The following is a 25,764-nucleotide window of genomic DNA, read 5'->3' as shown; positions in this document are numbered from 1 at the left end:
GGCGGTCACTCGGCCGGCGGCTCGTCGAACGAGGGCGGCAGCTCCGGCGTTGCGGTGAACTGCCCGGCGGCCACCCGGTAGATCGAGCGGCGGCCGCTGCGCTCCCACACCCGCTGCAGCACGTACACGAGCTTGGGGTTGTGCTCCTCTTCCTCCAGCACCGCCCGGCCCACGATCGTGTCCCAGTCGGCGGCGCCCTCGTCCACCGCATCGGAGAAGATCCGGTGCAGTGCGGTGAGCTTGGCGCGGTGCGGGAACTCGCCGCCGGAGAAGACCGTGCCGAGCATCCCGATCCAGAAGCACACGACGGCCCTGCGCCGCTCCTCGGCGGGCAGGCGCTCGGCGATGCGCTCCACCGCGTACAGGGAGGTGATCATGTGCAGCAGCACGAAGTCGCCGGGACGCGACAGGTAGAGCAGGGTGACCGCGTAGTACAGCGGCTCCCATGCGTCGTCGTCGTGCGTCCACGCCGGCGTGTCGTAGAACAGCGGATGGCCCTCGATCAGCGTGCGCGCGATCCGGAACTGCAGGCCGGAGCGGAGCAGCTCGGGGTGGATGCGGCCGTCGTCGACGGGGGAGGTGTCGGCGAGCACGCCGCTGACCCAGTGGGTGAGCTCGTCGCGGTGCTCGTCCCACACGCCGGCCAGCCGCAGCAGCGAGTCCACGGGCGCGCCGTCGTCCCGCGGCGGGCGGGCGCGCTCCGGATGGCAGGTCGCGTACGAGTACGCCAGGTAGGCGAGCCCCTCGATCGCCATCCACCGGTGGCCGGCGTCGAGCGCCCAGCCCAGGTGGATGGTGGCGTGCGTGAACGAGCCGGTCCAGCCGGGCAGCAGCTCGGGCACGTAGCGGCGCAGCACCTCCGGCAGGCCCAGCTCCCGCTCCTTCCGGTCGAAGAAGTCGCAGTAGGACCAGAAGCTGGTGCGCTGCCCCAGGTGATCGCGCCAGTTCTCCTCGGTGATGACGTACCGGTCCGGCTTGGGCGGCTCCAGGCCGAAGCCGTACGAGGTCAGCTTCGCGTACGCCTCGTAGTACGCCTTGATGTCGTCGGCGGGCACGCCCAGCCCGGCCAGGGCCACCACGGCGTGCTTGGCGTGGTTGGTGAGATGGCCGTTGAACTCGATGTGGTACGTGCGGTCATCGAGCAGGGCGTCGATCACCGCTTGTCCGTCGGGCTTTGTGGCGGGCGTTCTGTCGGGCTGTCTGTCGGGCTTTCTGTCGGGCACGGATGGATCTCCTTCTTGCGGAGACGGGAGGACAATCCGGGCAGGGTGAGGCCCAGGAGCACGAGCACCACGCCGGCCAGCCTGATCGGCGCCGGCAGCGCGCCCTGCTGTAGGCAGTCGATGACCACGGCGGACAGCACCTGCCCGCTGATCACCAGCACGGAGGCGCTCATCGCGCCGAGCCGGGGGAAGACGTAGCTGTTGACCGCGACGAACAACGCGCCGAACACGCCGCCCGCGTACGCGGCGATCGGCGTGTCCGTGACGTCCGGCCAGGTGCGCAGCACGAGCAGCACCGCGCTGAGGAAGACGAAGCCGACCACGTGGTTCCAGACGGACGCGCGGAACGCGCCCTTGCGGGTGCTGAGCCGGCCGTTGATCGTGCGGCTGGTGCCGATGAGGACGCCGTTGAACAGCGCCAGGGCGACGAGGAAGAGCATGGTCACGCCCCTCCCGCGACGATGAGGACGCTGCCCGCGAGCACGCAGGCGGCCACCGCCAGGTCCATGAGCGTGATCCGGCGCTGCGGCGTGTGCAGCAGGCCGAACCGGTCGGAGACCGTGCCGAAGATGATCTGGCCGGTGAGCATCAGCGCGACGGTGCCCGCCAGGGCCAGCTCGCTGTTGACCGCGATGGCCGACAGGATGACGACGACAGCTCCGGGGATGCCGCCCAGGTAGTACCAGAGCGGCGCGCGGGCTCCGTGGTCGTCGGCTGGGTCAGGAGCCGGTGCACGGCGAGCGAGCGCCAGCACCAGCAGCGCGGCCACCACCGCCCCGAGCCCGTGCGCGGCCCACGAGGCGTAAAGGGCGTCGGTGTACCCCGCGAGCACGGCGTTCGCCTGCGTCATCAGCGTGAGCAGCACCCCGCCGGCGATCGCGAGCGCCCAGTCGAGCGCGCGTCCCCCGCTCATCGGCCCTCCTCCCCGGCACCCCGCGGCGACCCGACGGCCTGAGGGGTCTCCTCGCTGACCGCTTCCCCGCCTGCCAGGTCGGCCTCGATCAGGGCGACGACCTCGCCGAAGGTGGCGGCGAACCGGGTCGGAGCGGCGGCGGCCAGCTCGTCGGTGCTGTGGACGCCGTACGTGACCGCGATGGAGCGCATGCCCGCGGCGCTCGCCATGTGGATGTCGTGCGAGGTGTCGCCCACCATCACGGCACGCCGCGCGGGCACGCCGAGCGTGCGCAGGACCAGCAGCCCGGACTCGGGATCGGGTTTCGGTCTGGTGACCTGGTCCGCGCCCACCACGAGCGCGAACTCCTCCCGCAGCCTGGACGCCCGCAGCAGCGCCTCGGCGCTGGCGGAGACCTTGCTGGTGGCCACGGCCAGGACGCTGCCGCGGGCGCGCAGCTCCGCCAGCCCCTCGGCCACGCCCGGGAAGACCAGCTCGCGGGCGCGCGGCAGCACGGTCTCCTTGAACAGGCGCTGATAGTGCCGGATGGCCTCGGTCACCAGATCACCGTCGGGGTCCGCGCCGAGGAGGCCGCCGAAGGCGCGCTGGAGCGGGAGCCCGATGGTGGCGCGGATGGCCGCGGGGGCGGGGGCGGGCGCGTTGAGCGCGCCGAACGCGGCGGTGAAGGTCTCGACGATGGCGCGTGGCGTGTCGACGAGCGTCCCGTCGAGATCGAACACGGTCACGTGAGGCATGGCATCCTCTCCGGCTGCTGGAGCTTCAACGTAAGAAGGAATTCTCGATAAATCAAGTGGGTTATGCATGGAATCAAAATCCCTCATAACAAGTAGACCTTGACGGATTTTCGCAGCCCGTGTTGAGCTGAGCGCGGATCATGGAGGTGAAGGAAAGCCATGCACGGCAGGACCACGGGAACCGGGGCGACGGCCGACCGGACCGAAGCCGAGGCGACGGTCCGCCGGCTGGGCCACCACTCGGACGGAAAGCCGAGACAACGGCCTGCCGGCTGGGGCGCCGCTTGGTCGGAAAGCCGAGACAACGGCCTGCCGGCTGGGGTGCCGCTTGGTCGGAAAGCGCGGCGACGGCCTGTCTGCTGGGGGACCGCCCGGACGGATGGAGCAGGGCCGACAGCCGCAACCGGGGTGGCGGCGGTCGGTCGGCCGGGGGCGGGCGGCGGTCGGCCGCTTGGGGCCGAGTGCTTGTCGGTCCGGCTCGGGGCGAGGTGGCGGGGGGTTGCTGGGGCGTGATGGATGGCGTGATGGATAAGGTCGGGGCATGACCGCATCGATCTCCTGCGCCGCCCACGGTGACGCCCTCGATGCTGCTGTCGCGGAGGCGCTGGACGACCCGGTACGCGCCGCCCTGCTCGGGCCGCAGGCGCGCTTCGCCGAACGGCGCGGCCGGGTGCTGCGCTACGGGTTCGACGTCTCGCCGTTCGTGTCCCTGCCGCCCGAGCCCGGCCCGGCCGACTGGCAGGACGCGGCGGCGCTGGCGAGCGCGGACGGCACCCTCTTGCTGACCGGCCCGATGCCGGCACCGCCCGACGGCCTGGCCGAGCTGACCGACATCGCCGGCTACCAGCTCACCGGCGAGGACGTCGCGGGGCAGCACGACGACGAGGCGGTGCGGCTGGGGCCGGCCGACGTGCCGGAGATGCTCGACCTCGTCCGCCGCACCCAGCCGGGGCCGTTCCTGCCGCGCACCGTCGAGCTGGGTGCCTACCTCGGCATCCGCCGGGGCGGCGCGCTGGTCGCGATGGCCGGCGAGCGGATGCGCCCGCCGGGCTGGACCGAGATCAGCGCCGTCTGCACCGACCCCGCCCACCAGGGCCAGGGGCTGGCCGGACGGCTGATCCGCGCCGTGGTCGCGGGCGTCAGGGAGCGCGGTGAGCGGCCGTTCCTGCACGTCGCCGACGGCAACCCCGCGATCCACCTGTACGAGCGGCTGGGCTTCCGGATCCGCCGGCCCGTCACCTTCCGCATCGCCCGCCTGACGGCGCCCGCCAGGGTCGAGCCCGGCTCGTAGCCTCCGGAGCCTCAGGCGGGAGCGTTTGATCGGTGCCGGGTTCCTGAGCGGGAGCCGGATTCTCTCGTGGGCACGCGTCTCATGGACGCCGACGCCCAGGCCCTCACTTGCAGCCACTTGCAGCGCGCGTGATGAGCGCCGAGGGCTCAGGAAGGGGCGTGCGGGCGGAACGCGGGGGCCTCAGGCGGAGGCGTGTGAGTGGCACGCCGCGGCCTCAGGTGGAGGTGTGCGTGATCGACGCGAGCAGCGCCAGCTTCTCGGCGCTGCCGGTGCCCGGGTCGGGGTGCATGATGACGAGCGTCAGGCCCGGCGCGCCCTGGACGCCCAGCCGCTCCCGGTTCAGCCGCAGCTCGCCGACCTGGGGATGGTCGAGCCGCTTGGTCGTGCCCTCGCAGGTGCCGACGTCGTGCCGCGCCCACAGCCGGGCGAAGCGCGGGCTGGCCAGCGACAGCTCCCCGACCAGCTCGATGAGGCGGGGATCGTCGATGTCGGTGCCCACGGACGCGCGGAACCCGGCGACCATGCCCGGCGCGGCGTCCTCCCAGCCGGGGTGCAGGGCCTGCTCGGCGGGGTCGAGGAACATGTCGCGCAGCCGGTTGCGGCCCGCCGCGAGCCGCGGCGACAGGGCCGTCGCCAGGGCGTTGGCGGCCCGCACGTCGAGGTGGCGGCCCTCCACGTACGCGGGCAGCTCCAGCGCGGCGAGCAGCTTGGCGACGCCCTCGGGGACGGTCTCCCCGCGCGATCGGCGCCGTCGCCTGCGCGGCCGCTGCGCGCCGAGGCGGAGCAGGTAGGCCGTCGCGTCGTCGTCGAGCTGCAGCGCCCGCGCGAGGGCTTCGAGCACCTGCGGTGAGGGGTTGCGGTCGCGTCCCTGCTCCAGGCGCAGGTAGTAGTCGGCGCTGATGCCGGCGAGCAGCGCCACCTCCTCACGGCGCAGCCCGCGCACCCGCCGCACGCCCGATGCGGGGATGCCCGCCTGCTCGGGGGTGACGAGCTCCCGCCGCGCGCGCACGTAGTCGCCGAGAAGGTTGGCTCCGTCGCTCATGCGGCCCACGGTACGCCGTGCCCCGGGAACGTGCCTGGTCCTGCCGCCCCCAGGATCGCGGGGGCGCTGGCCCGGCCACCGCGGGCCGGGAAGCCTCGTGTCCCGCACGGACACCGTTCTCACACGAGGTTGGAGCGTCATCATGCCGACGTACGTTTTGATCCACGGGGCCTGGCACGGCGGGCGATGCTGGGACCGGGTGGTCCCCCTGCTGGAAGAGGCCGGGCACCGGGTGCTCACGCCCTCGCTGACCGGCTGCGGCGACCGGGCTCACCTGCTCGGCCCGCACGTGGGGCTGGACACCCACGTCGCCGACGTCGCGGGGCTGCTCGCCGAGGAGGACCTCACCGGCGTGATCCTCGTCGGCCACAGCTACGCCGGGCTGGTCATCACGGGGGCGGCGGGCCGGGTGCCGGGGCGCGTCGGCCGGCTCGTCTACCTGGACGCGATGGTCCCCGAGGACGGCGAGTGCGCGGTGGACGTCCAGCCCATGACCCAGGCGCTGCTCGACGCCGCGGCCGCGTCCGGGGAGGGCTGGCGGGTGCCGCCGATGCCCGAGCTGCCGCCGCCCGCCGGCCTGTTCGGGGTCACCGACCCGGCCGACACGGCGTGGCTGCGGGGGATGCTGTCGGACATGCCGCTGCGCTGCTTCCAGCAGCCGGTCAGCCTGGGCGACCCGGCCGCGCGCGACATCCCGCGCACGCACATCCACTGCGTGGCCGGCGTGCCCGAGGGCATCGTGCGGCGGCCCGTTCCCGAGGATCGTCCCGGCGGGAGCCCCGCGCAGGTGTGGGAGCTCCCGACGGGCCACGACTGCATGATCACCATGCCGGACGAGCTGGCCGGGCTGCTGCTCAAGCTCGCCTGACCCCAGCGGACGAGCTCGCCTGAGCGGGGTCAGCGGTCAGGCTCGCCTGAGCAGCGCCCCGCGGGTCAGCCGGCTCTGGCGGCCAGCAGCGCGGAGAGGCGGCCGACGGTGACGTCCGCCAGCTCCATCACCACCGCGCCGTGACCGTCACCCGTCGTGCTGCCTTCGGGAACGGCCACGACCAGGCAGCCCGCGGCCACCGCCGCCGCGATGCCCGGTGGCGAGTCCTCCAGCGCCACGCAGCGACGCGGATCGACGCCCAGCCGCCGGGCCGCCGTCAGGTACGCCTCGGGATCCGGCTTGGGCCGGCTCACCTCGTCGCCGCACACCACGGTGTCGAACGTGCCGGGCTCGAGCTGGGCCAGCACCTCGTCCACCAGGACGCGGTGGCTCGACGTCACCAGCGCGGTGGGAACGCCGCTGCGGCGTACCGAGGCCACCACCTCCTGGGCGCCGGGCCGCCACGGCACCCCGAGCGCGAACAGCTCCCTGGTACGTTCCAGCAGCCACGCCGCCGACGCCTCGGCGTCGGCCACGACGCCGAGGTCGTCCTGCACGAGCTGGGCGGAGTCGCGCAGGTTGCAGCCGACCACCCGGCGGCGGATCTCGGGGCGCAGCCTGCCGCCGAGCTTCTCCGCCAGGTCGGCGAGGCTGACATCCCAGAGCGGCTCGCTGTCGAACAGGGTGCCGTCCATGTCGAACAGCACCGCCGCCATGAGCGGGCGGCCCTCAGGACGAGGCCCGCCGCCCGCCGGATGAGGGCCGCCGTCCGGGCTTACCATCAACCCAGCTCCTCGGCGAGCCAGCGCCGCACCGTGCGCGGGTCGTCGCCGGTCGTGCCGTCCACGCCCAGCTCGATCCAGTGGCGCAGGTCGTCCTGGGTCCGGGTGGGCCAGCCGTGCACGGGGACGCCCTCCTCGTGCAGCCGCTCGACGATCTCGGCGGTCAGGCCCTCGCCGCCGCTGTGGATCCGGCTCGACCCGGTGTCCTTGAGGAGCTGAAGGTAGCCGCCCGGGTGCTTCTCGGCGTCGGTCCACTTGGAGACGATGATGCCGCGGGGGATGTGCGGCAGCTTCTGCGCCACCGTCGCCATCGCCTCGACCGAGAACCCGGTGAGGATCGTCCGCTCGGCGTAGTCCGCGTGCCGGTGGAAGAAGTCCGTCAGGGCCTCGATGGCGGCCAGGTCCTTGATCTCGAGCTGCACGAACCTGGTCGTCGCCCGATACATCTGCTCCAGCGTGGGGACCCGCTCGCCGCCGCCCACGTCCACCGCGCTGATCTGCGACCAGGGCAGCCGCGCGACCGGCCCGAGGTCCTTGCCGGCCGCGTCGGCCGCGGTCCTGTCCAGCGTCGCGTCGTGCAGCATGAACAGCTGCCCGTCGGAGCTGATGCGGACGTCGGTCTCCAGCTCGTCGACGCCGACCTCCTCGGCCACGCGGTAGGACGCGATGGTGTTCTCGGGTGCCTCGGCCATGGCGCCTCGGTGCCCGACGATGGCAAATGCCACGATCTTCCTTTCTCAGTGGTGTGTGTGGTGTCCATGACGTCCCGTGTGGGGGTGGCCGGGGAGCGGCGGCACGAGAGGTCCAGGTCAGGGTGCGACCAGCCGGTGGTACTTCGGCAGCACGCGCTGGACGGCCGGGTCGAGGTTCCTGACCGCTTCGCGCAGCGTCTCGCCCGGATCGGCGTTGGCCGAGTACACCTTCTGCAGCACGATCAGCATCTCGGAGATCAGCTCGTTGACGTACCGGCGCATGACGTCCGGCGGACGCGCCAGGCTGAGCTGGTCTTGGGCGACCTGGTACTGCGGGTTCTTGGCGTTGCGTTCCTGGATCTTCGGCGAGTTGAGCGCGCTGGTGGTCACCGGCAGATAGCCGGTGTTGAGGCTCCACTCGGGCGCGCCCGTCTGGGCCAGGTACTTGACCAGCTCCCAGGTCGCCTGCTTGCGGGTCTTCGACGCGTTGCGCATGATCGCCAGCCCGCTGCCGCCGGTCGGCACGCCCGGCTGCACCTCTTCGGGCAGGAAGGCCGCGCCGATCTCGAACTTGGCGGCCTTGAGCAGGGAGGTGAGCGCGCCGGTCGAGGTGCACATGCTGGCCGCCACGCCGGCCGCGAAGTCACCGTTCACGTCGGAGGCCAGGTAGGCCATCTGGTCGTCGTGGATGAACGCCCGGTCGAACTCCAGGGCCGCGATGGTCTCCTCGGAGGCCAGCTTCGAGGTCATGCCGTCGGAGTAGGAGCCGCCGAAGGCCCAGGCCGAGCCCTGGAAGTACCAGTCGTCCTTGCCGTTGTAGGCGCGCATCTTCACCGGCGAGCCGTTGTGCTTGTAGCCCTTGAGCTGCCGGCCCCACTCACGCAGCTCGGTGAACGTCTTCGGCCCCCGGTCGGGCAGCCCCGCCCCGGCGAAGATCTCCTTGTTGTAGTAGAACAGCGGCGTCGAGCGGGCCCAGGGCAGCCAGTAGATCTCGTTCCTGATGGTGCCTTCCTTCAGGAACGTCGGGTGGTAGAAGTCCGGGCGGAAACTCGCGTCGAAGTAGCCGCTCAGCGGCTCCAGCGCCTCGGCGAGGAAGTAGCGGTTCCAGTTCACGTCGCTGAGCGTGACGAGGTCGGGAACCTGCGACACCACGAAGCTGGCGGCCAGCTTCGAGTCCAGCGCGTTGTACCCGGGGAACAGCTGGATCTCGCAGTAGATGTCGCTCTGCGAGGCGTTGAACCCGTCGACGATGGTCTGCAGCACCTCGGCGTTGTGCGAGGTGAACGCGCTCCACAGCACCACCCGCTGGCGGCGGGCGAACTTGTCCGGCACCTCGCCGCTCACCTGGGCGTAGTCGCCGAGGCTGCGGCCCGCGCAGGCGTTCAGTGCCAAGCCGGCCGCGGCCGCGGTGGCGGCGGTCAGGAGCCGGCGCCGGCTGAAACTCGTCCCCGTCACGCTGGTTCCTTTCTGATCGAGCCGGATCGCGAATACGTGGTCGTCATCGGCGTAGCGCGCTCCCGGCCAGGCCGGCGACGATGTAGCGCTGCGCCAGCAGGAAGACGATGGTCACGGGCAGGATGACGATGAGGGTCCCGGCCATCAGGGCGCCCCAGTCGTTGATGCCGTCGTTCTCCTTGAGGTAGAGCAGCCCGATCGGCAGCGTCCGCATGTTGACCGAGTTGGTCACGATCAGCGGCCAGACGAAGTTGTTCCACTCGTCGATCACGGCGATCAGCCCGACCGTGATGATCGCCGGCCGGGACATCGGCAGGATGAACGACCAGATCGTCCGCAGGTGCCCGGCACCATCGATCTGCGCCGCCTCCAGCACCGCGTACGGCAGCGAGCGGAAGAACTGGTGGAGCAGGAACGTGCCGAACGCCGATGCCACGCCCGGCAGGATGAGACCGGCGTAGGTGTTCAGCAGGCTGAGCTTGCCGATGGTGATGTAGTTCACCAGCAGCGTCACGTGGCCGGGCACCATCAGCGCGCCCAGCATGAAGATGAACAGCCAGCGCTTGCCGGGGAACGGCAGGAAGGCGAAGGCGTACGCGGTGAAGACCGCCAGGACGACCTTGATCACCGTACCGATCGCCGCCACCACGACCGAGTTGACCAGGAACTGCCCGAACGGGGCCAGCTCCCAGGCGGTGGCGAAGTTCTCCAGAGTCAGCGACTCCGGGATGAGGTGCATCGGCCAGCTGTTGATGTCGGTGTTCGTCTTGAACGCCGTGGTGACGAACAGGTAGATCGGAATGAAGAAGATCAGGGCGGCGGCCACCAGGCCGAGCACGCCCCACCAGGGCGTCCGCCGGGAGCTCTGCGGCTTGGGCGGGGCGGGCTCGGTCGCGGCCGCGGTCGGCATGACCGTCATCAGTAGTGAACCCTCCGCTCGACGAATCGGAACTGCAGGACGGTGATCGCCATCAGCACCACGAACATGATCATCGAGGCCGCGCTGGAGCCGCCGACGTTGCTGCGGTTGAACGCTTCGTCGTAGATGTACCAGCTCAGCGTCGTGGTGGAGCGGGCGGGACCGCCGCCGGTCATCATGGCGATCACGTCGAACGCCTGGAAGGCCGAGATCGTCTGCGTGATGACCAGGAAGAACGTGGTGGGCGAGAGCAGCGGGAAGATGATCCGCGCGAACTGCGTCCACCGGGTCGCGCCGTCGATCCTGGCCGCTTCCAGCACCTCCGAGGGGATCTGCTGGATGCCCACCAGGTAGACGATCGCGACGAAGCCGAGGCCCTTCCAGATCGAGACGATGATGAGCGCCCACAAAGCCCAGGCGTCATCGGTGATCCAGTTCGGCGAGCTGGATCCGAACGCCTCGAACACCAGCCGGCTGAGGCCGTGGTTGGGGTCGAAGACGAACAGCCAGATCGTCGCGATCGCCGCCCCGGACAGGACGTGCGGGGCGAAGGCCAGCGTCTGGACCGCGTTGGTGCCTCGTATGCGCTGGGCGAACAGCATCGCCAGCGCGAGGCCGAGCACCAGCGTCACGACCACCACGACGACGACCCACACCAGGGTGCGCAGCAGCACCGAGGGGAACGTCCAGTTGCTGAAGAGCGCCTGGTAGTTGAGGAGGCCGGACCACTCGGCCGTGGGTGAGATGAAGTCCCACGTGGTGAAGCTCAGGTAGACGTTCTGGATGATCGGCCAGTACGCGAAGATCGCGATCAACGCCAGGTTGGGAAACGCGAACGCGGCGAACAGCAGATAGCCGCGCCGGCGCCGTCGTGCCGCACTGAGCGATCCGGAAGTCTCCTTCGCGGTGCCGGTCGGCCGGCCGGCGCTGACGGAGCGTGCCGATCCCACTTCGAGATCGCTGACTCCACTGCTCACGGGCTACCACCCATCCGCGTCGGGAACGAACGTGTGCCGACTAGAACGGCGGTTTTGTTCTCGGATCTGGTCATTTGGTGGCGAATCTGTGACCATTGCGCGAACGTTTCATTCAGATGTGCAAGGGTGTCCGCGAGATGTCAAGCATGTTTCAAGGCCGTGCCTTCGATCGCCAGCAGCGGATCCTCGCCTACGTACGCAGTGAGGGGCGCGCGGTCGTCTCCGAGATCGCCGACATGTTCGCGATCTCGCCCGCCACGCTGCGCAGGGACCTGCGGGCGCTGGAGTCGCAGCGGCTGATCGCCCGCTCGTACGGTGTCTTCTATCCCACCGACAGCGGCCGCTACGAGACGCCGCTCGAGCACCGGCACAAGGCCAAGACCGCCGAGCGCCTGGCGATCGCCGAGGCCGCCGTCGCCATGATCGCCGAGGTCGGCACCGTGCTCATCGACGAGGGGGCGCTGCTCGAGGACCTGATCGGGCCCATGCGCCGGCTGAGCAGGATGACCGTGGTGACCCGGTCGCTGACCGTCGCCGCCGAGCTCGGCCGGCACACCGACCACGATGTCATCATCGTCGGCGGCCGGCTGCGCCCGACCACCATGGGCACCGTCGACCGGTGGGCCACGTCGATGCTCAGCGAGGTGAACGTCGACCTCACGGTCATGGGCACCAACGGCGTCTCGCTCGAGCGCGGGCTGACCACGCCCGACCCGGCCGTGGCGCAGGCCAAGACGGCGGCGCTGGAGGCGGCCAGGCAGTGCGTGCTGGTGTGCGAGCACACTAAGTTCGGCGTGGCCAGCTTCGCCAAGTTCGCCGACCTCAAGCAGGTGACCTGGATCGTCACCGGCAAGCAGCTCCCCAGGGCGGCCGCCCAGCGCTACAGCGAGGCCGGCCCCAAGATCCTGCGCGTCTGACGGCCTCAGCGGCACGAACCCGGGTGACGCCGAGCTCGGCCTGAGGCGGGCGGAGCGCGGCAGACGCCCACCAGGCCGAGGACCTGCTGCAGAGCGTGCTGTCCAAGGTCGTGAGACATTGGGGCAAGCCGGCCAGGGACGGCAACCCCGAGGCGTACATCCGCAAGTCGCTGGTCAACCAGTACACGTCCTGGCGGCGCCGGTCGCGCCCCGAGCAGCCGAGCGCCGCGCCGACCGATCACGGTGCCTCCCATGACGACGCCACGCTCGACCGCATCGTGCTGCGCCAGGCGCTCGCCAGGCTCGGCCCCAGGCAGCGCGCGGTGATCGTGCTGCGCTTCTGCGAGGACCTGACCGAGGCGCAGACGGCCGAAGCGCTCGGCTGCTCCGTCGGCATCGTCAAGAGCCAGACCCATCACGCGCTGAACCGCGGCGGCGGCCACCGGCGTGGTCATGACGGCGCCCTGGCGGGCGGTCACCCAGCCGGCCGTGCAGGCCGTGGAGCCTGCCGGGCCGGATGAGGAGCACAGCGTACGGGGAGAGGGCCGGGCCGACGGGGCGCCCGACCTGCCGGACGGGCCGGTGGGCAGGCTGAGTCACGCGTACCGGACCCTCTGCGAGCAGCGCTGCGAGGAAGAGGGGTGGCGGGTGGTGACCACCGCCGGCACGACCTACCGCCTGCGGCAGGCCGTCGCCAGAACCGCCAAGGGAAGGAGCGTGCCCATCGCGATCAGCAGGAACGGGGCGTGCTCGCCTGCTACAGCCGCAAGGAGCAGGCGTACGTCGTCCGCGACATGGAGACCGGCGTCGAGGAGGTCTCACCGGTCAAGGTGCCGGAGAAGAAGATCCCGGTCGGCGCCCCGCTCCTGGTCTCCGACGACGGCCGGTACCTCGTCGTCGACGATCCGATGGAGTTCGACGACCACCCCGGCGCGATCATCGACATGCGGACCGGCGAGCGTACGCCGCTGCGCGGCGACTTCGAGCCGGTCATTCTCAAGGACGGCGTGCTCCAGCTCGTCAGGTACATCAAGACCGACCTGTGGCTGATGCCCGTGACCGGCGGGGGCGAGCCGGTGCGCTTCGCCGGCAGGTTGATCGCGTTCAGCGAAGTCGCGCCGGACGGCCGGACGGTGGTGGCCATGGACAAGACACCGGAAGATGCGCCGGTGCTCACCGTGCTCGACGCCAAGACCGGAGAGATCGTGCGGCGGCTGCCCACCCCCACCACGTCCGGAGGGCCCGAGCCGCTCTGGTGGCTCGACGACAGGGAGGCCGTCGTCAAGGAACACGTCAAGAGCGACAAGCTGTTCGCGCTGGACATCACGACCGGCGACCTGCGGCCGCTGAGCGAATACCGCGAGGTCCACGGCCTGACGCTGCCCGGCCGCGCGGCCAAGTAGGCGACCAGGCCGGACGGGGGCCCGGCCGGCCTGGTCACCTGAGGAGCCGTCCCCGGGGGCCGTTGTGAAGCCGTCCCCGGGGCCGTTCTTGGGACGTCCTTCCGAAGCCGTCACGCCGCCGCCGGGCCGTCCGCGGCACCGGGCGTCCAGGCGACGGGAACGCTCACCGGCCCCGCGATGACCTGGCCGGGCTTGCGCTGGATCTCCTCCGCGGGGACCGCGAGCCGTAGCGCCGGCAGCTCGCGCAGCAGCAGGCGCACGGCCGCCACCACCTCGGCGTGCCTGAGATGCCTGCCGATGCAGTGGTGGGCGCCGTGGCCGAACGACAGGTGGCGGTTCGGCGTGCGGCCGAAGTCCATCCGGCGCGGTTCGGGGAACGCCCGCGGATCGTAATTGGCGGTGACGTGCGACGGGATGACGAGATCGCCCTCCCGTAAACGCGCCCCGCTCGGCAGCGTGGTGTCGCGAACGGCGCGGCGCGGCAGCGCGTCCGCCGCGGCCGTGGTGAACATGCGTTCCAATTCCGTGACCGCGCTCTCCACATTCTCCGGATGATCGACCAGATACGCGTAAGCGGTCGGGTAATCGCCGTACGGATGGGAGAGCAGCACCTGAGTGAATGTGCCGATGCTGCTCGCGGTCGTTTCCCAGCCGCCCACGAGCAGGGCCAGCGGCAATTTGATCAATCGGTCGGGAGGAATGCCATCGCCGCGCGCGGCGATCGTGGACAGAAGATCGTCACCCGGTTCCGCGCGCCGTTTCTCGATCAGGCCCGCCAGATATCCGACCATCGCCACGTGGGCCTCGGCGGCCTCCGCCCGGCTGAGCGTGCTGGTGGCCAGGAACGCCTCGCCCCAGGCGCGGAACGGCTCCCTGTCCTGCGGCGGCAGGTCGAACAGGTCGCTGATGACGTTCAGCGCGAGCGGCAGCGCGAACGCCTCCATCAGGTCGGCCGGCTCGCCGGCCTGCAGCATGTGCTCGAGCTGCGCCTTCGCGCGGGTCTCGATCCGCCCGGCGAGCCTCCCCACCGCGCGCGGCGTGAAATGATCGGCCACCACGCCGCGCACCGCGGCGTGCTCGGCCTTGTCGAGGCTGAGAATCGTGCCCTCGAGATCGATGTCGTCGTCGCCGAGCGCCCGCTGCCTGGAAAAAGCGTCCTGGTCGCGGAAAACGGTGACCACGTCGTCGTATCGGGTCACCAGATGAGCGGGGGAGCCGTTCGGCCGGACGACTTCGTGCACGCCGGTCCCGGCCGCGCACAGCTCGTGGTAAAGCGGATTGATGTAAAGGCCTGGCCGGTTCACCCCGTCGTCGCCGAGATCCAGCGGATGGATGATCGGGCAGGAAGGAGCGTTCTCTGCGGTCATCGCGAAAGTCCCCTGTTCTCCGAGATGGCCGCTATGGCGAGGTTTCTCGGCTGCGGCCAAACCTCTGAGCGTCCGGCCCAGAATAAGAAAGTGATCGCGAAGACGCATGTGTCGTCACGGATGTATCACGTGCACCTGGTTTCCGCGCCGCCCCGAAAAGCCGCGGAAAATCGCGTACCGAAACCGGCGGTTCCCGCAAGTGTTAGGCTCGGCCGCGTGAGTCCCGACCCCGAGCCACGCCCGCACACCGGACGGCGGCGCAACCCGGCCGTCCGCCAGGCCATCCTCGACCACGCCGCGGACCTGCTGATCGCCAACGACTACGCGGCCGTCCCGATCGACGCCATCGCCAAGGCCGCAGGGGTCAGCAAGCACACCATCTACCGCTGGTGGCCGTCCAAGGGCGCGGTCCTGCTCGAGGCCATGGCCGAACGCGCCAGGCAGCAGACGCCCGGCCTCGACACCGGCGTGTTCGCCGACGACCTGGAGACCTTCCTCGCGGCCACCTTCGCCACCGCCGAGAAGGTCTCCGGGCTGCTGCGCGGCATCATGGCCGAGGCCCAGCGCGACCCGGTGGCCGCCGAAGGCCTGCGCCGCTTCGTCTCCGGCCGCAGGGACGAGCTGCGCGCCCTGCTCGCCCGCGGCGTCGAGCAGGGCGACCTGCCCTCGGACACCGACCTCGACCTGCTGGTCGACCAGCTCCTCGGCCTGATGTGGTACCGCCTGCTCATCGGCCACGCCCCGATGAACGCCGAGGTCGCCATCCGGCTGGCCCGCACCCTGACCGGCCGCAAGGACGGCTGATCTCCGCGCCGCCCTTCAGCGCGCCGCGGACGCGCTCCAGGCCGGCCCGAGCGGTCCTGGTCAGGGCCTGCTCAGGCCCCATCACGTCGTCGAACCGCGCGGCCACCCGTGCCCAGGCCGTCCGTCCCGCATGACCGGTGCGGCATCGTCGTCCTTCCCTGGCGCCGTGATGAGGTGGGGAGACGGCGTGCTCGACCCCGAGTGTGGCATTCAGGCGACGGCCTGTCGCCAGGGAGGAGCCTGCCTCACGTGAGCAGCTTGTCCACGGTGATCGGGAGGGCGCGGACGCGGATGCCGGTGGCGTTGTAGACGGCGTTGGCGAAGGCGGCGGCGGCGCCGACCGTGCCCAGCTCGCCGATGCCGCGCGCGCCCGTCCCGCCGAGCCCGGTGTCGGGACGGTCGAGGAAGTGCACGTCGATGTCCACGGCGTCGGCGTTGACCGGCAGCAGGTAGTCGGCCAGGTTGGCGTTCGCGATCCGGCCGGTGGCGGGCTCGACCCTGCCCGCCTCGCACAGGGCCGCCGCCAGCCCGAACAGCACGCCGCCGGTGATCTGGTTGCGGGCGGTCGTGGCGTTCAGGATCGTCCCGGCGTCCACCACGGTGGTGAAGCGTGACAGGCGGGGCTCGCGGGTCCACCGGTCGACTCTCACCTCGCAGAAGTGGGCGGCGTACGAGGCGTGCGCGTGACCGTCGTCCGCGGCCGTGCTGGTGCCGTCCGCGCCGATCTCGCCCGCCCCGGTCAGCGCCAGCAGCTCGCCGAAGTCCACGGACGTGCCACCGCCGAGGAGCCGGCCCTGGTCGTAGCGGATGTCGCCCGCCCCGCGCAGCGGCGAGCCCTCGGCGGTGGCGGCATGCCTGATCAACGTGTCGATCGCCTCCTGGGCGGCGGCGAGTACCCCGCCCGACACGGTCGCCGCGGCGGCCGAGCCGATGGCGCCGTAGACGTCCTCGCTGCCGGCGACCGGCAGCCGGGAGTCGCCGAGCAGGGGCGTGATCCGGTCGGCGGGCAGGCCCAGCGCTCGGGCGGCCGTCATCGCCATCGCCGTCGCCATGCCGGTGCCGGGATCGGAGGTCGCGCAGCCCACCGTGACCGTGCCGTCGAGGCGGAAGGCCACCCGCGCGGTGGTGGCGGCCCGGCCCGCGTCCAGAATGGCGGTGGCCATGCCCATGCCGACCAGGTCGTCGCCGTCGGTCACCGCGCCCGGCCTGGGGCTGCGGCGCGCCCAGCCGAACCGCTCGGCGCCCACCCGGTAGCACTCCTCCAGGTGCTTGCCCGCGTACGGGACGCCGCCGATCAGCGTGCTCGTCAGGTAGTTCTTCAGCCGCAGCTCGACGGGGTCCATGCCGAGCCGGTCGGCCAGCTCGTCCATGGCGCTCTCGAGAGCGAAGCTGCCGGCCTCGTCACCGGGGGCGCGCATGATCGTGGCGGGCGGCAGGTTCATGCCGGGGGTGATGGAGAGCCGGATGTGCGCGTTCGGGGTGGCGTAGTACTTCTGGGTGGCGCGGTAGCCGGGGTCCTCCACCAGGCTCTCGCTGACCGTGTGGTGCTTGATCGCGTACAGCCGCCCGTCCCGGTGCGCGCCGAGCCCGATCGTCTGCGACGTCGCCGCCCGATGGCCGGTCACCGTGAACAGCTGCTCCCTGGCGGTCACCAGCTTGACCGGGCGGCCGAGCGCGCGGGCGGCGGCCGCGACCAGCATGATCGGCGTCCAGGTGAACGCCTTCCCGCCGAACGCGCCCCCCACGTACGGGCTGACGACGTGCACGTCCGAGGGCGGGACCCCGAGCACGGTGGCCAGCTCGATCGCGTGCGCCGCCGGGCCCTGCGTGCCGCTGTGGATCGTCAGCCGGCCGTCCTCCCAGAAGGCGACGGCCGCGTGCGGCTCCATCATCATGTGGTGCCGGGGCGGAACGTCGTAGGTCTCCTCCACCCTGACCTCGCTCGCGGCCAGCGCGGCCTCGATGTCCACGCCCGCCGGCTTCTCGATCACCTGGCCGAGCGGGAGGTCGAGGACCGGGGGCGGCGGCACGGCGTGCTCCTTGGCCCGATCGAAGTCGGCGTTCGGCGGCCGCGTCTCGTAGGTGACCTCGACCAGCGCCGCGGCGTCGCGGGCCTGCTCCAGGGTCTCGGCGACGACCATGGCGACGATCTGGCCGTGGTGGCGGATGTCGTGATCGGACAGCGGGTGGCGGGGGTCGGCGAAGAAGCCCCCGATCCCGGGCAGCGTCGCGGCGAAGGGCAGCGGGTCGTCCGGGGTGAAGATCTCGACCACGCCGCCGGCCTTGACCGCCGCGTCGAGGTTCATCGAGGTGATCCGGCCCGCGCCGATCGTGCTGGTCACCAGGTGCGCGTACGCCATGCCGTCGAGGTGGTGGTCGGCGGCGTACGCGGCCTCCCCGGTGACCTTGGCCAGGGCGTCGATCCTGCTCATCGAAGGTGGTGTCATGTCAGCCTGCCAGGTGGACGAGGGCGCGGACGATGGTGCGGCGCAGCAGCGCCGCCTTGAAGGCGTTGCCGTGCAGCGGCCTGGCGCCGTCGGCGGCGCGGGCGGCGGCCGCCTCGAACGTCTCCACCTCCGGCGGCCCGCCCTTCAGCGCCTCCTCGACGGCGGGCAGCCGCCACGGCCGGGTGCCGACGCCGCCCGCCGCGACCCGGGCGTCCCTGATGACGCCGCCGCTCACGTCCAGGGCCACGGCGGCGGAGACCAGCGCGAACTCGTACGACCGCCGGTCGCGCACCTTCACGTACACCGACCTGCGCGCCCACGGCAGCTCGGGCACCGTCACCCGGGTGATCAGCTCGTCCCGCCGCAGCTCGTTCTCCAGGTGCGGCGTGCCGCCCGGCAGCCGGTAGAAGCCGGCCAGCGGCAGCGTGCGGGTGCCGGAGCGGCCGAGCAGCGACAGCCGGGCGCCCAGTGCGACGAGCGCGACGGCCAGGTCGCTGGGGTGGGCGGCCACGCAGGCGTCGCTGGTGCCGAGGATGGCGTGGGAGCGGTTGTCCCCCTCGACGGCGGGGCAGCCGGAGCCGGGCTCCCGTTTGTTGCACGGCGTCGCCGGGTCGCGGAAGTAGCCGCAGCGGGTGCACTGCAGCAGGTTGCCGCCGATGGTGGCCATGTTCCTGATCTGCGGGGACGCGCTCGCCAGCAGCGCCTGGGCCAGCATCGGGTACGCCTGCGCGACCAGCTCGTGCTCCGCCACGTCGCTCATGCGTTCCATGGCGCCGATGTGCAGGCCCTCGCGGTCGGCGTGCACGCCCGTCAGCGGCACCGCGCCGATGTCCACGACCCGGTGCGGCGTCATGACCTCCAGCTTCATCAGGTCCACCAGCGTCGTGCCGCCCGCCAGGTAGGCCGCGCCGGGGCCCGACCGCTCCAGCGCCTCGGCGGCCGTGCGGACCGCGGTGTACGCGTAGGGTCGCATCACATCTCTTCCTTCGCCATCCGTACGGCCGCCACGATCTGCTGATATGCACCGCAGCGACAGATATTTCCGGACATGTGGTCGCGGATCTCGGCGTCCGAGCCCGCATGCCCCTCCTCGATCAGCCCCACCGCCGACATGATCTGGCCCGGCGTGCAGAACCCGCACTGCATCCCGTCGCACGCCACGAACGCCCGCTGCACCGGATGCGGCCGCTCGCCGCCGCCCAGCCCCTCGATCGTCGTCACGGACCTCCCTTGCACGGCGACGGCCGGTATGAGGCACGACAGCACGCGACGCCCGTCCACATGCACGGTGCAGGCACCACACTGTCCCCGGTCGCAGCCCTTCTTGGTGCCGGTGAGCCGCAGCCGCTCGCGCAGGGCGTCCAGCAGCGTGACGCGCGGGTCCAGGCGGAGCACCCGTGGCCGCCCGTTCACCTCGAACTCCACCTCGGCCTCCGCGGCCGCCGTGATCTGGTGATCGCTCATGTCGCCTCCTGGCGAAGAGTGGTGACGCCGCGGGGCGGCAGCCCCGCGGCCCGGTAGACGTCGTCGAGCAGGCCCGCCGTGACGACCGCGTCCGCGGCGCCGGTGAGCGGGGGCGTGCCGGTCGTGACCGCCGCGTGGAAGGCCCGGAGCTGGGCGGTGTAGGTGGGCTCCCCGTCCACCCGCTCCACCCGCGCACCGCCGGGGCCGCGCACCTTCAGGCGGTGCCACACGTGCGGGACGAGGAAGTTCGCCACGCTGACCGCGCCGCGCTCGCCCGTCACGTGGGCGGAGATCGACAGCGGCGGGCGCCCCCACAGCGACACCCGGATCTCGCCGCGCGCGCCGCCGGGGAAGACCAGCTCGGCCCGCATGGCCCGGTCGATCAGGGGTCGCGAGCGCAGCACGCGGGCCCGCGCCGCCGCCACCCGCGGCGAATCGCCGCCCAGCAGGCGGGCCAGGTGGACGGCGTAGCAGCCGAGGTCCATGGTGGCGCCGCCGCCGAGCTCGTAGGAGTAGCGGATGTCGGCGGAGGGCGGCAGCGGAACGCCCAGCGTCACGCGTAACCGGCGGACCGGGCCGATCTCCTCGCGCACCACGGCGCGCAGGCGCTCGGCCAGCGGGTGGTGCCGGTAGTGCAGGGCCTCCATGACCACCCGGTCGCCGGCCGCCGCCGCGACCTGCCGGGCCTCGTCCCGGTTGGCCGCCAGCGGCTTCTCGCACAGCACGTGCTTGCCCGCATCCAGCGCGCGCAGCGTCCACGGCGCGTGCAGGGCGTTGGGCAGCGCGATGTAGACGGCGTCGATGGCGGGGTCGGCGAGCAGGTCGTCGTAGGAGCCGTACGCCGTGCCGACCCCGTGCCGGGCCGCGAACCGCTCGGCCCGTGCCCTGTCCCTGGCCGCGACCGCCGTCACCGTGACGCCCGGCACCTGTCTGGCGGGCCTGATGAGCGCGGCCGGCGCGATGGCCGCCGCGCCCAGCACGCCGATTCTCAGCACCCCGTCCTCCTTGGACTCGATACCGTTTGGTACTTAGTACCATAAGGCATCGAGTTCCATTGCGATAGACTTCTCGCCATGTCGGCCGAATCGCTCCAGGAACGCAAGCGGCAGAAGGCGCGCAACGCGATCATCACGGCCGCGTACGAGCTGTTCGGCGAGCGCGGGTTCGACGACGTCACGGTCACCGAGATCGCCGAGCGCGCGGAGGTCGGGCGCACGACGTTCTTCCGCTACTTCGGCGACAAGCAGGAGGTCGTCTTCGCCGACGACGAGCGCACGCTCGCCACCCTCATCGACGCGCTCACCAGGGAGGCCGCCAAGCGCCGGCCGATCGGCGACTCGCTGGCCACGGCGCTGGCGGTGGTCAAGACGGCCACGGTGGAGGGCATGTCGCGGTGGACCGCCGCGCCCGAGCGGTCGGCGGTGCACGCCCGGCTGCTGCGCGACCACCCCGACCTCATGGCGCGCATGCTCCTCAAGCAGCAGCAAGAGGCCGCCATGATCGCAGACGTCCTGCTCGCGCACGACGCCACGCCCATGGCGGCCACGCTCGCCACACAGGTGTCGCTGGCCTGCCTCCATGCCGCCATGCGGCTCGCGGAGGACCCGGCCGACCTGCCCGCGCAGGTGGAGGCCGCTTTCCGTCGCTTCGACGGTCTCGCCTGACGGGCGCGACCCCGGCGATCTCGCCCCGCCGTCAGGCGCCGGGGTGCGCGGTGGCCCAGCCGTGTCCGAGCAAGCCGAAGATCGCGTCGGCGGCCCGCTCGGGGTCCGGGTGGGCGTGGACGAGATGCGCCGCTTCGAGGGTGAAGCGGGCGAACGCGGCGCAGGTGACGTCGTCGTGGCCGGCGCCGACCTCATCGGCGATGGCCCGGGCGAGCGCGGTCTCGTGGCGTACCACATGCGGCGCGCGTGGTCGCGCAGGGCCGGGGTGCTCTCCACCGGCCGGGCGAGCGATGCGGCTTCGGGGGAGGCCGCGACGGCGGCCCGCGTGAGGATGTGATCGCGCAGGGCGACCTCATGCCGCCCTTCGGCATCGGCGCCGACCTCGCCCCGTTCGACGGCAGCGACCTGGCCGCCGCCATCGCCACGCGGTCCGGCCTCGACCAGGCGGTCTCCGCCTACGAAGCGAAGATGCCGCCCAGGGCGGAGGTCGCCGCCCGCGTCTGCGCCGAGCTCGTGGAAGGACTGGCCGGGGAGGCCGCCGTCGACGCCGGCGGCGTCCGCGGCGCGCACAACGACGGCATGCGCAGGGCCGGATGATGCGGCGGCCCCGGCCGCCCGGCCATCGGCGGCCGGGGCCGCACCGGTCAGGCGACGGTGAAGCCGCCGTCCACCGGCAGGACCTTGCCGGTCACGTACGTCGCCCCGATCAGGTAGCGGATGGCGCCGGCCACGTCCTCGGCCGTGCCCACCCGGCGGGCGGGGATCGTCTGCGCGGCCGCCTCGAACTGGGCCCGCCGCTGCTCCTCCGGCAGGAACGACCACCAGTTGGTGTCCACGACGCCCGGGGAGACGGCGTTGACCCGGACCGGGGCCAGCTCGGCCGCGAGCGGCGAGACCATCCGCTCGATCGCGCCGTTCACCGCGGCGAAGGTGAACGTGCCGGGCAGGCCGGCGCGGGCGCTGGCCGCCGACACCATGGTCACCGAGCCGGTCACCTGCGCCTGCTTGATCGCGTACAGGTAGGGGAAGAGCTTGCCGTCGAACGCCGCCCTGACGTGGGCCAGGTCGGTCTCCGCCAGCGTCCCTGCGCCGACCGGGCCGGGGCTGAAGGCGAGCACCAGGTGGTCGAACGTCCCGACCCGCTCAAGAAAGGCGGCCACCTCGGGCTCGGACGTCCCGTCCACCTGCTCGGCCCCCGCCAGCCCGCTCGGCACCGCGTTCTTGGCCGCGGCCAGCCGCTCGGGGTCGCGTCCCGTGACGATCACCTCGGCGCCCTCGCCCGCCAGAAGCGCGGCGGTCGCCAGCCCGATGCCCGACGTGCCGCCCATGATCACTACGCGCACTGTCGTCTCCTTTTCTAGACGTTTCGTCTCGTTTCTATTCGAGACGTCGCGTCTTGTAAAGTCGGTTCCATGACAGGCGAGCGACGGCTGGGACGCCCACGCAGCCAGGCCACGCGGGCGGCGATCCTCGCCGCTGCGCTGGCCGAGCTGGACGAACGCGGTTACGCCGCGCTGACGGTCGACGGCATCGCACGGCGCGCGGGATGCGGGAAACAGACCATCTACCGCTGGTGGTCGTCGAAGGCCGATGTGGTCCTGGAATCGCTGCTGGAGCGCGCCGAGACGGCGATCAGGATCCCGGACGAGGGGTCGCTGCCCGACGACCTCATGGCGTTCCTCAAGGCCACGTTCGCGCAGCGCGGGCAGCGGCCCACGCTGATCGGGCTCCTGGCGCACGCGCTGCTCGACCCCGCGTTCGCGGCCGAGTTCAAGAACAAGTTCCTGTTCAAGCGGCGCGATGCGCTGCGGGTGCTGTTCGACCGGGCGGTGGCGCGCGGCGAGATCGCCGCGGACGCCGACGTCGAGCTGCTCATCGACATCGTGTACGGCGTCCTGTGGTACCGGTTCATCCTGGAACACGCGCCTGTGGACGACGAGCTGGGCGAGCGGCTCACGACTCTGCTGATCAAGGTGACCGCTGACCCTCACGACGGCTCGCAAAGCGGCCACGACACCGCGATCGCCCGGTCACAGCAGCGAAAGCAGCACGGAGACCGGGACGAGGTTCGTCAGCGCGTGGATGAAGACGATCACCCAGATGTTGCGGTAACGCGACCACAGATAGCCGAGCATCAGGCCGAACACGCCCTGGAAGGCCACGATCGTGCACAGACCGGTGAGCAGGGAGCCCGCGCTCAGGCGGGATGAGTGCATGAGCGCGAACAGCAGGGCCTGCACGACGATCGCCGGCCACCTGCCGTACAGGGCCTCCAGCCTGGTCTGCAGCCAGGCCCGGTAGAACACCTCCTCCAGGACGCTCGCCGTGAGCAGCGTCGCCAGCGAGCCGGCGATCAGCGTCACCGGGTCGGGCGGCTCCTGCGTGAACGGCATCGTGAACGGCCCCACCTGCGTCAGCACGACCCAGACGAGCACCGCGGGCAGCGGCGCAAGCCAGGCGGCCGGGGCCGGGATCGCCCTGGCCCTGGCCTCCCGCCCGCTGATCAGCCGGAAGGCGGCCAGCGGGACGATCAGCAGGAAGAGCACCTTGGCCAGCAGATAGAGCAGGCCGCCGGCCACGGGCAGCACCGCCGCGAGCAGCACCGCCGCGCCGGCCAGCGTCCACGCCTCCCTCAGCAGCCTGTCCCTGGACGGCCCGGCTGGCGGCTGGGGCGCCGGCCGCCGCGGCGCGACCAGGGCGGCGAGCACGAGCGCGGCCAGCGGCGGGACCGCGGCCGCCCACAGGGAGACCCGCGGCGCGCCGGGATCGCGCGACGGGACGATCTCGGTGGTCCCCGTCGCCAGAAGGCAGCCGTACGCGAGCACGAAGATCGCGATGCCCGCGCCCACGATGAGGCGACGGGTGACGGCCGGGGCAAGCAGCGACTCCGTGGTCACGACGAGCACCCGCGGGTCCGGGAACGCTGCGTCGCCCAGGTCCGGGGCGGCACCCGGCTCAGCAGCGGAGGGGGAAGCTCTTCGTCGTGATCGGCCACGGCTTCGACGCTAGTCGCGGCGGCCCGGCCGGCGCATCGGCCGCGAGACGGATATGCAGGTCCGGCGATGGAGGGAGCGCCGCGATGCGCCGCGGGTGCCGTTCGACCGCGCGGTGGCGCGCGGCTCACGACTTCGCCGATCAAGGAGAGCCGCTGAGCGAAGCCCGATAGCATACCGGCGCGAACGATCCCGTTCTGGGGGAGGTTGTGGTGCGCAGCGCTCTGGTGGCGGCATCTCTCGCCGTCGTGGCAACGATCACCGGATGCGCCCCATCCGAGCAGGCCCCGCCCGACGCCGAGCGGACGACCACCGCGCCCTCGGCGCCGCCGACACCCCCGACGCCCGCGGTCCCGGCGCAGACGTTCTCCCGTACGGGAGAGGTCGGCACGGCGGCCCCGGTGGACCTCACGGTCAACGCCGTCGAACGGCACCGCCACCTGACCGCGCTGAAGCTCGAGCTGTCGGTCCCCACGGCCGACTACCAGACGCCGACCTTCGGCTACGGCACGCTGAACAGCGACTTCGCCCGCTTCTGGCTGCTGGACCCGGTCGGCAGAAAGGTGTACTTCACCCTCCGCGAGCAGGACGGCGAGACCGCCTACGGCACCAGGAAGCACAACCCCACGGAGTCCTTCAGAAAGGGCACCCGCTACCCGGTCGAGGTCTACTTCCCGCCACTGCCCGCCGGCGTGCGCCAGGTCACCGTGCTCGCCGGCGGGCTCGGCGAGCTGACCGGCATCCCGGTCACCGACGGCGCGCCCGAGCCCTCCGCCGAGCCCGGCGACGACGGCAAACCCGAGCCCGGCTCGGTGTACCGGTGGCCGGTCACGCCGCCCCCGTCCGATGCCTGGTCGTACGTCGCCGACGTGCGAGAGTACGTGGAGACGCCCGAGAAGTCCCGCACCCAGGAGGGCGCCGACGAGACCGTCGCCCTGCGGACCGACGTGCTCTTCGCCTTCGACAAGGCGACCCTGTCGGACAAGGCCGCGGCCGTGCTCGACGACGTGGCCCGCGAGACCCGCGAGCGCGCCGACCCGGCCAGGCCGCCGATCCTCATCGAGGGCCACACCGACAGCAAGGGCTCCGACGCCTACAACCAGAAGCTGTCAGAACGCCGCGCCCAGGCGGTCCTCGACCACCTCCGGCGCCTGCTCGGCACCGAGTACGAGTACCGCGCCGCGGGCAAGGGCGAGAGCGAGCCCATCGCCCCCAACACCAAGAAGGACGGCAGCGACAACCCCGAGGGCCGCGCCCGCAACCGCCGCGTCGAGATCTCCTACAAGCTGAAGACCCAGACGCCGGACGTCACCCGGACGACGACGGCGAGCCCGGGCACGGCGCGCGCCGCGGGACCCGCGCCCTTCCGCCCCGATCTCGGGCCGGAGGCCGGCACACTGACCCGCGACAAGTTGAAGCTGCACGTCCACCCGCTCTACCGGGACGGCGCCTTCCTCGTCGCCCCCTTCGAGATCGAGAACACCGACACCGATGGCATCGCGGTGCCCGTGCCGCAGCCGTTCAGGGCCGACACTCCGCACGAGTTCGTCACCGGTGCCGCCTACAGCGGCATCACGCTCGTGGACGAGTCGAGCAAGGCCCGCTACTACGGCACCAGGGCGGGGAAGGGGTTCTACGTCCAGAACGCCGTGACGACGATCCGCCCGGGCGGCGTCCAGCGCGGCTACATCTACTTCCCCGCGCCGCCGCCCGACGTCACCGCGATGACGTTCGAGGTGGACGGCCTCGGCAAGGTCCAGAACGTGCCGATCGCGCGCTGAAGGCCCCCCTGGGGAGACTCGCGCCCCC

General features: G+C 71.9%; 26 protein-coding genes and 2 pseudogenes. 10 read left to right on the top strand and 18 right to left on the bottom strand.

Annotated features, from left to right (window positions below; genetic code table 11):
* Nucleotides 1-5: 5 nt before the first annotated feature.
* From ACGFIM_RS28665 to ACGFIM_RS28650, 4 genes are read right to left on the bottom strand one after another with little or no spacing between them, the layout of a single operon-like run.
* Nucleotides 6-1,157, bottom strand: a complete 1,152-nt coding sequence (locus ACGFIM_RS28665) for a questin oxidase family protein (RefSeq protein WP_393206073.1) — start codon at nucleotides 1,155-1,157, stop codon at nucleotides 6-8.
* Nucleotides 1,154-1,663 (bottom strand): DMT family transporter, encoded by a 510-nt coding sequence (locus ACGFIM_RS28660; protein ID WP_393207743.1) that lies wholly within the window; start codon nucleotides 1,661-1,663, stop codon nucleotides 1,154-1,156. Before ACGFIM_RS28660 ends, ACGFIM_RS28665 begins: the two co-directional genes overlap by 4 nt.
* 2 nt (nucleotides 1,664-1,665) lie before the next feature.
* Entirely contained in the window at nucleotides 1,666-2,136 is a 471-nt protein-coding gene (locus ACGFIM_RS28655; RefSeq protein WP_393206070.1) for a DMT family transporter, read from the bottom strand.
* Nucleotides 2,133-2,861 carry an HAD family hydrolase gene (locus ACGFIM_RS28650; RefSeq protein ID WP_393206067.1) on the bottom strand — a complete coding sequence of 243 codons (729 nt, stop codon included), beginning with the start codon at nucleotides 2,859-2,861 and terminating at the stop codon, nucleotides 2,133-2,135. The genes ACGFIM_RS28655 and ACGFIM_RS28650 overlap by 4 nt, the downstream gene beginning before the upstream one ends.
* 550 nt (nucleotides 2,862-3,411) lie before the next feature.
* Here ACGFIM_RS28650 and ACGFIM_RS28645 point away from each other — a divergent pair.
* Entirely contained in the window at nucleotides 3,412-4,161 is a 750-nt protein-coding gene (locus ACGFIM_RS28645) for a GNAT family N-acetyltransferase (protein WP_393206064.1), read from the top strand.
* 214 nt (nucleotides 4,162-4,375) lie between these two features.
* Here ACGFIM_RS28645 and ACGFIM_RS28640 read toward each other — a convergent pair whose 3' ends face one another.
* Entirely contained in the window at nucleotides 4,376-5,203 is an 828-nt protein-coding gene (locus ACGFIM_RS28640; protein ID WP_393206061.1) for a helix-turn-helix domain-containing protein, read from the bottom strand.
* Nucleotides 5,204-5,345: 142 nt separating this feature from the next.
* Here ACGFIM_RS28640 and ACGFIM_RS28635 point away from each other — a divergent pair, with 142 nt between their 5' ends.
* Nucleotides 5,346-6,071 carry an alpha/beta fold hydrolase gene (locus ACGFIM_RS28635; RefSeq protein WP_393206059.1) on the top strand — a complete coding sequence of 242 codons (726 nt, stop codon included), beginning with the start codon at nucleotides 5,346-5,348 and terminating at the stop codon, nucleotides 6,069-6,071.
* A 65-nt stretch (nucleotides 6,072-6,136) separates the two neighbouring features.
* Here ACGFIM_RS28635 and ACGFIM_RS28630 read toward each other — a convergent pair whose 3' ends face one another.
* The 5 genes from ACGFIM_RS28630 to ACGFIM_RS28610 all read right to left on the bottom strand — a co-directional run bounded on the left by ACGFIM_RS28630 (nucleotide 6,137) and on the right by ACGFIM_RS28610 (nucleotide 10,896).
* Entirely contained in the window at nucleotides 6,137-6,853 is a 717-nt protein-coding gene (locus ACGFIM_RS28630; protein ID WP_393206056.1) for an HAD family hydrolase, read from the bottom strand.
* Nucleotides 6,853-7,578 carry a glycerophosphodiester phosphodiesterase gene (locus ACGFIM_RS28625; RefSeq protein WP_393206053.1) on the bottom strand — a complete coding sequence of 242 codons (726 nt, stop codon included), beginning with the start codon at nucleotides 7,576-7,578 and terminating at the stop codon, nucleotides 6,853-6,855. Before ACGFIM_RS28625 ends, ACGFIM_RS28630 begins: the two co-directional genes overlap by 1 nt.
* Before the next feature lie 84 nt (nucleotides 7,579-7,662).
* Entirely contained in the window at nucleotides 7,663-9,000 is a 1,338-nt protein-coding gene (locus ACGFIM_RS28620; RefSeq protein WP_393206050.1) for an ABC transporter substrate-binding protein, read from the bottom strand.
* 43 nt (nucleotides 9,001-9,043) lie between these two features.
* A complete protein-coding gene (locus ACGFIM_RS28615; protein WP_393206047.1) occupies nucleotides 9,044-9,919 on the bottom strand; it encodes a carbohydrate ABC transporter permease in 876 nt (291 codons plus the stop codon).
* A complete protein-coding gene (locus ACGFIM_RS28610; RefSeq protein ID WP_393206044.1) occupies nucleotides 9,919-10,896 on the bottom strand; it encodes a carbohydrate ABC transporter permease in 978 nt (325 codons plus the stop codon). Before ACGFIM_RS28610 ends, ACGFIM_RS28615 begins: the two co-directional genes overlap by 1 nt.
* 137 nt (nucleotides 10,897-11,033) lie before the next feature.
* Here ACGFIM_RS28610 and ACGFIM_RS28605 point away from each other — a divergent pair, with 137 nt between their 5' ends.
* The 3 genes and pseudogenes from ACGFIM_RS28605 (at nucleotide 11,034) to ACGFIM_RS28595 (ending at nucleotide 13,216) form a co-directional block, all read left to right on the top strand.
* Nucleotides 11,034-11,813: a DeoR/GlpR family DNA-binding transcription regulator gene (locus ACGFIM_RS28605; RefSeq protein WP_393206041.1), complete on the top strand. Its 780-nt coding sequence runs from the start codon at nucleotides 11,034-11,036 to the stop codon at nucleotides 11,811-11,813.
* A 68-nt stretch (nucleotides 11,814-11,881) separates the two neighbouring features.
* Nucleotides 11,882-12,334, top strand: a pseudogene (locus tag ACGFIM_RS28600) (SigE family RNA polymerase sigma factor); the annotation flags it as partial.
* Between the two features lie 225 nt (nucleotides 12,335-12,559).
* A complete protein-coding gene (locus ACGFIM_RS28595; protein WP_393206038.1) occupies nucleotides 12,560-13,216 on the top strand; it encodes a hypothetical protein in 657 nt (218 codons plus the stop codon).
* Between the two features lie 110 nt (nucleotides 13,217-13,326).
* On the opposite strand, the gene ACGFIM_RS28590 is transcribed toward ACGFIM_RS28595, so the two are convergent.
* Nucleotides 13,327-14,583, bottom strand: a complete 1,257-nt coding sequence (locus tag ACGFIM_RS28590) for a cytochrome P450 (RefSeq protein WP_393206035.1) — start codon at nucleotides 14,581-14,583, stop codon at nucleotides 13,327-13,329.
* 216 nt (nucleotides 14,584-14,799) lie between these two features.
* Between ACGFIM_RS28590 and ACGFIM_RS28585 the strand changes: the two genes are divergently transcribed.
* Nucleotides 14,800-15,387, top strand: a complete 588-nt coding sequence (locus ACGFIM_RS28585; RefSeq protein WP_393206032.1) for a TetR/AcrR family transcriptional regulator — start codon at nucleotides 14,800-14,802, stop codon at nucleotides 15,385-15,387.
* Nucleotides 15,388-15,632: 245 nt separating this feature from the next.
* Here ACGFIM_RS28585 and ACGFIM_RS28580 read toward each other — a convergent pair whose 3' ends face one another.
* The 4 genes from ACGFIM_RS28580 to ACGFIM_RS28565 are packed head-to-tail and all read right to left on the bottom strand — an operon-like array spanning nucleotide 15,633 to nucleotide 20,293.
* Nucleotides 15,633-17,819: a xanthine dehydrogenase family protein molybdopterin-binding subunit gene (locus ACGFIM_RS28580; RefSeq protein WP_393206029.1), complete on the bottom strand. Its 2,187-nt coding sequence runs from the start codon at nucleotides 17,817-17,819 to the stop codon at nucleotides 15,633-15,635.
* Between the two features lie 16 nt (nucleotides 17,820-17,835).
* Nucleotides 17,836-18,807 carry an FAD binding domain-containing protein gene (locus tag ACGFIM_RS28575; protein ID WP_393206026.1) on the bottom strand — a complete coding sequence of 324 codons (972 nt, stop codon included), beginning with the start codon at nucleotides 18,805-18,807 and terminating at the stop codon, nucleotides 17,836-17,838.
* Nucleotides 18,807-19,298, bottom strand: coding sequence for a (2Fe-2S)-binding protein (locus ACGFIM_RS28570; RefSeq protein WP_393206023.1), 492 nt, complete (start codon nucleotides 19,296-19,298; stop codon nucleotides 18,807-18,809). The genes ACGFIM_RS28575 and ACGFIM_RS28570 overlap by 1 nt, the downstream gene beginning before the upstream one ends.
* Nucleotides 19,295-20,293, bottom strand: a complete 999-nt coding sequence (locus ACGFIM_RS28565) for a Gfo/Idh/MocA family protein (protein WP_393206020.1) — start codon at nucleotides 20,291-20,293, stop codon at nucleotides 19,295-19,297. Before ACGFIM_RS28565 ends, ACGFIM_RS28570 begins: the two co-directional genes overlap by 4 nt.
* Nucleotides 20,294-20,371: 78 nt before the next feature.
* Between ACGFIM_RS28565 and ACGFIM_RS28560 the strand changes: the two genes are divergently transcribed.
* Nucleotides 20,372-20,962: a TetR family transcriptional regulator gene (locus ACGFIM_RS28560; RefSeq protein WP_393206017.1), complete on the top strand. Its 591-nt coding sequence runs from the start codon at nucleotides 20,372-20,374 to the stop codon at nucleotides 20,960-20,962.
* A 31-nt stretch (nucleotides 20,963-20,993) separates the two neighbouring features.
* Here ACGFIM_RS28560 and ACGFIM_RS28555 read toward each other — a convergent pair whose 3' ends face one another.
* Complete coding sequence (locus ACGFIM_RS28555) at nucleotides 20,994-21,197, bottom strand: hypothetical protein (protein WP_393206014.1); 204 nt, start codon at nucleotides 21,195-21,197, stop codon at nucleotides 20,994-20,996.
* 98 nt (nucleotides 21,198-21,295) lie between these two features.
* On the opposite strand from ACGFIM_RS28555, the gene ACGFIM_RS28550 reads away from it, so the two are divergent.
* The gene (locus ACGFIM_RS28550) at nucleotides 21,296-21,559 is read left to right on the top strand and encodes a hypothetical protein (protein ID WP_393206011.1); all 264 of its coding nucleotides are present in this window, start codon (nucleotides 21,296-21,298) and stop codon (nucleotides 21,557-21,559) included.
* Between the two features lie 47 nt (nucleotides 21,560-21,606).
* Here the strand turns inward: ACGFIM_RS28550 and ACGFIM_RS28545 are convergent, their stop codons facing one another.
* Nucleotides 21,607-22,305 carry an SDR family oxidoreductase gene (locus tag ACGFIM_RS28545; protein WP_393206008.1) on the bottom strand — a complete coding sequence of 233 codons (699 nt, stop codon included), beginning with the start codon at nucleotides 22,303-22,305 and terminating at the stop codon, nucleotides 21,607-21,609.
* Nucleotides 22,306-22,374: 69 nt separating this feature from the next.
* Here ACGFIM_RS28545 and ACGFIM_RS28540 point away from each other — a divergent pair.
* Nucleotides 22,375-22,911: pseudogene (locus ACGFIM_RS28540) on the top strand (TetR/AcrR family transcriptional regulator); the annotation flags it as partial.
* A gap of 81 nt (nucleotides 22,912-22,992) precedes the next feature.
* On the opposite strand, the gene ACGFIM_RS28535 reads toward ACGFIM_RS28540, so the two are convergent.
* Entirely contained in the window at nucleotides 22,993-23,859 is an 867-nt protein-coding gene (locus ACGFIM_RS28535) for a CPBP family intramembrane glutamic endopeptidase (protein ID WP_393206005.1), read from the bottom strand.
* 308 nt (nucleotides 23,860-24,167) lie between these two features.
* Between ACGFIM_RS28535 and ACGFIM_RS28530 the strand changes: the two genes are divergently transcribed.
* On the top strand, nucleotides 24,168-25,736 hold the full coding sequence (locus ACGFIM_RS28530) for an OmpA family protein (RefSeq protein WP_393206003.1): 1,569 nt from the start codon (nucleotides 24,168-24,170) through the stop codon (nucleotides 25,734-25,736).
* Nucleotides 25,737-25,764 lie beyond the last annotated feature (28 nt).

This window comes from Nonomuraea sp. NPDC049309 (assembly GCF_043196965.1).
Classification (GTDB): Bacteria; Actinomycetota; Actinomycetes; order Streptosporangiales; family Streptosporangiaceae; genus Nonomuraea; species Nonomuraea fastidiosa.
This window is presented reverse-complemented; position numbering and strand designations above follow the sequence as displayed.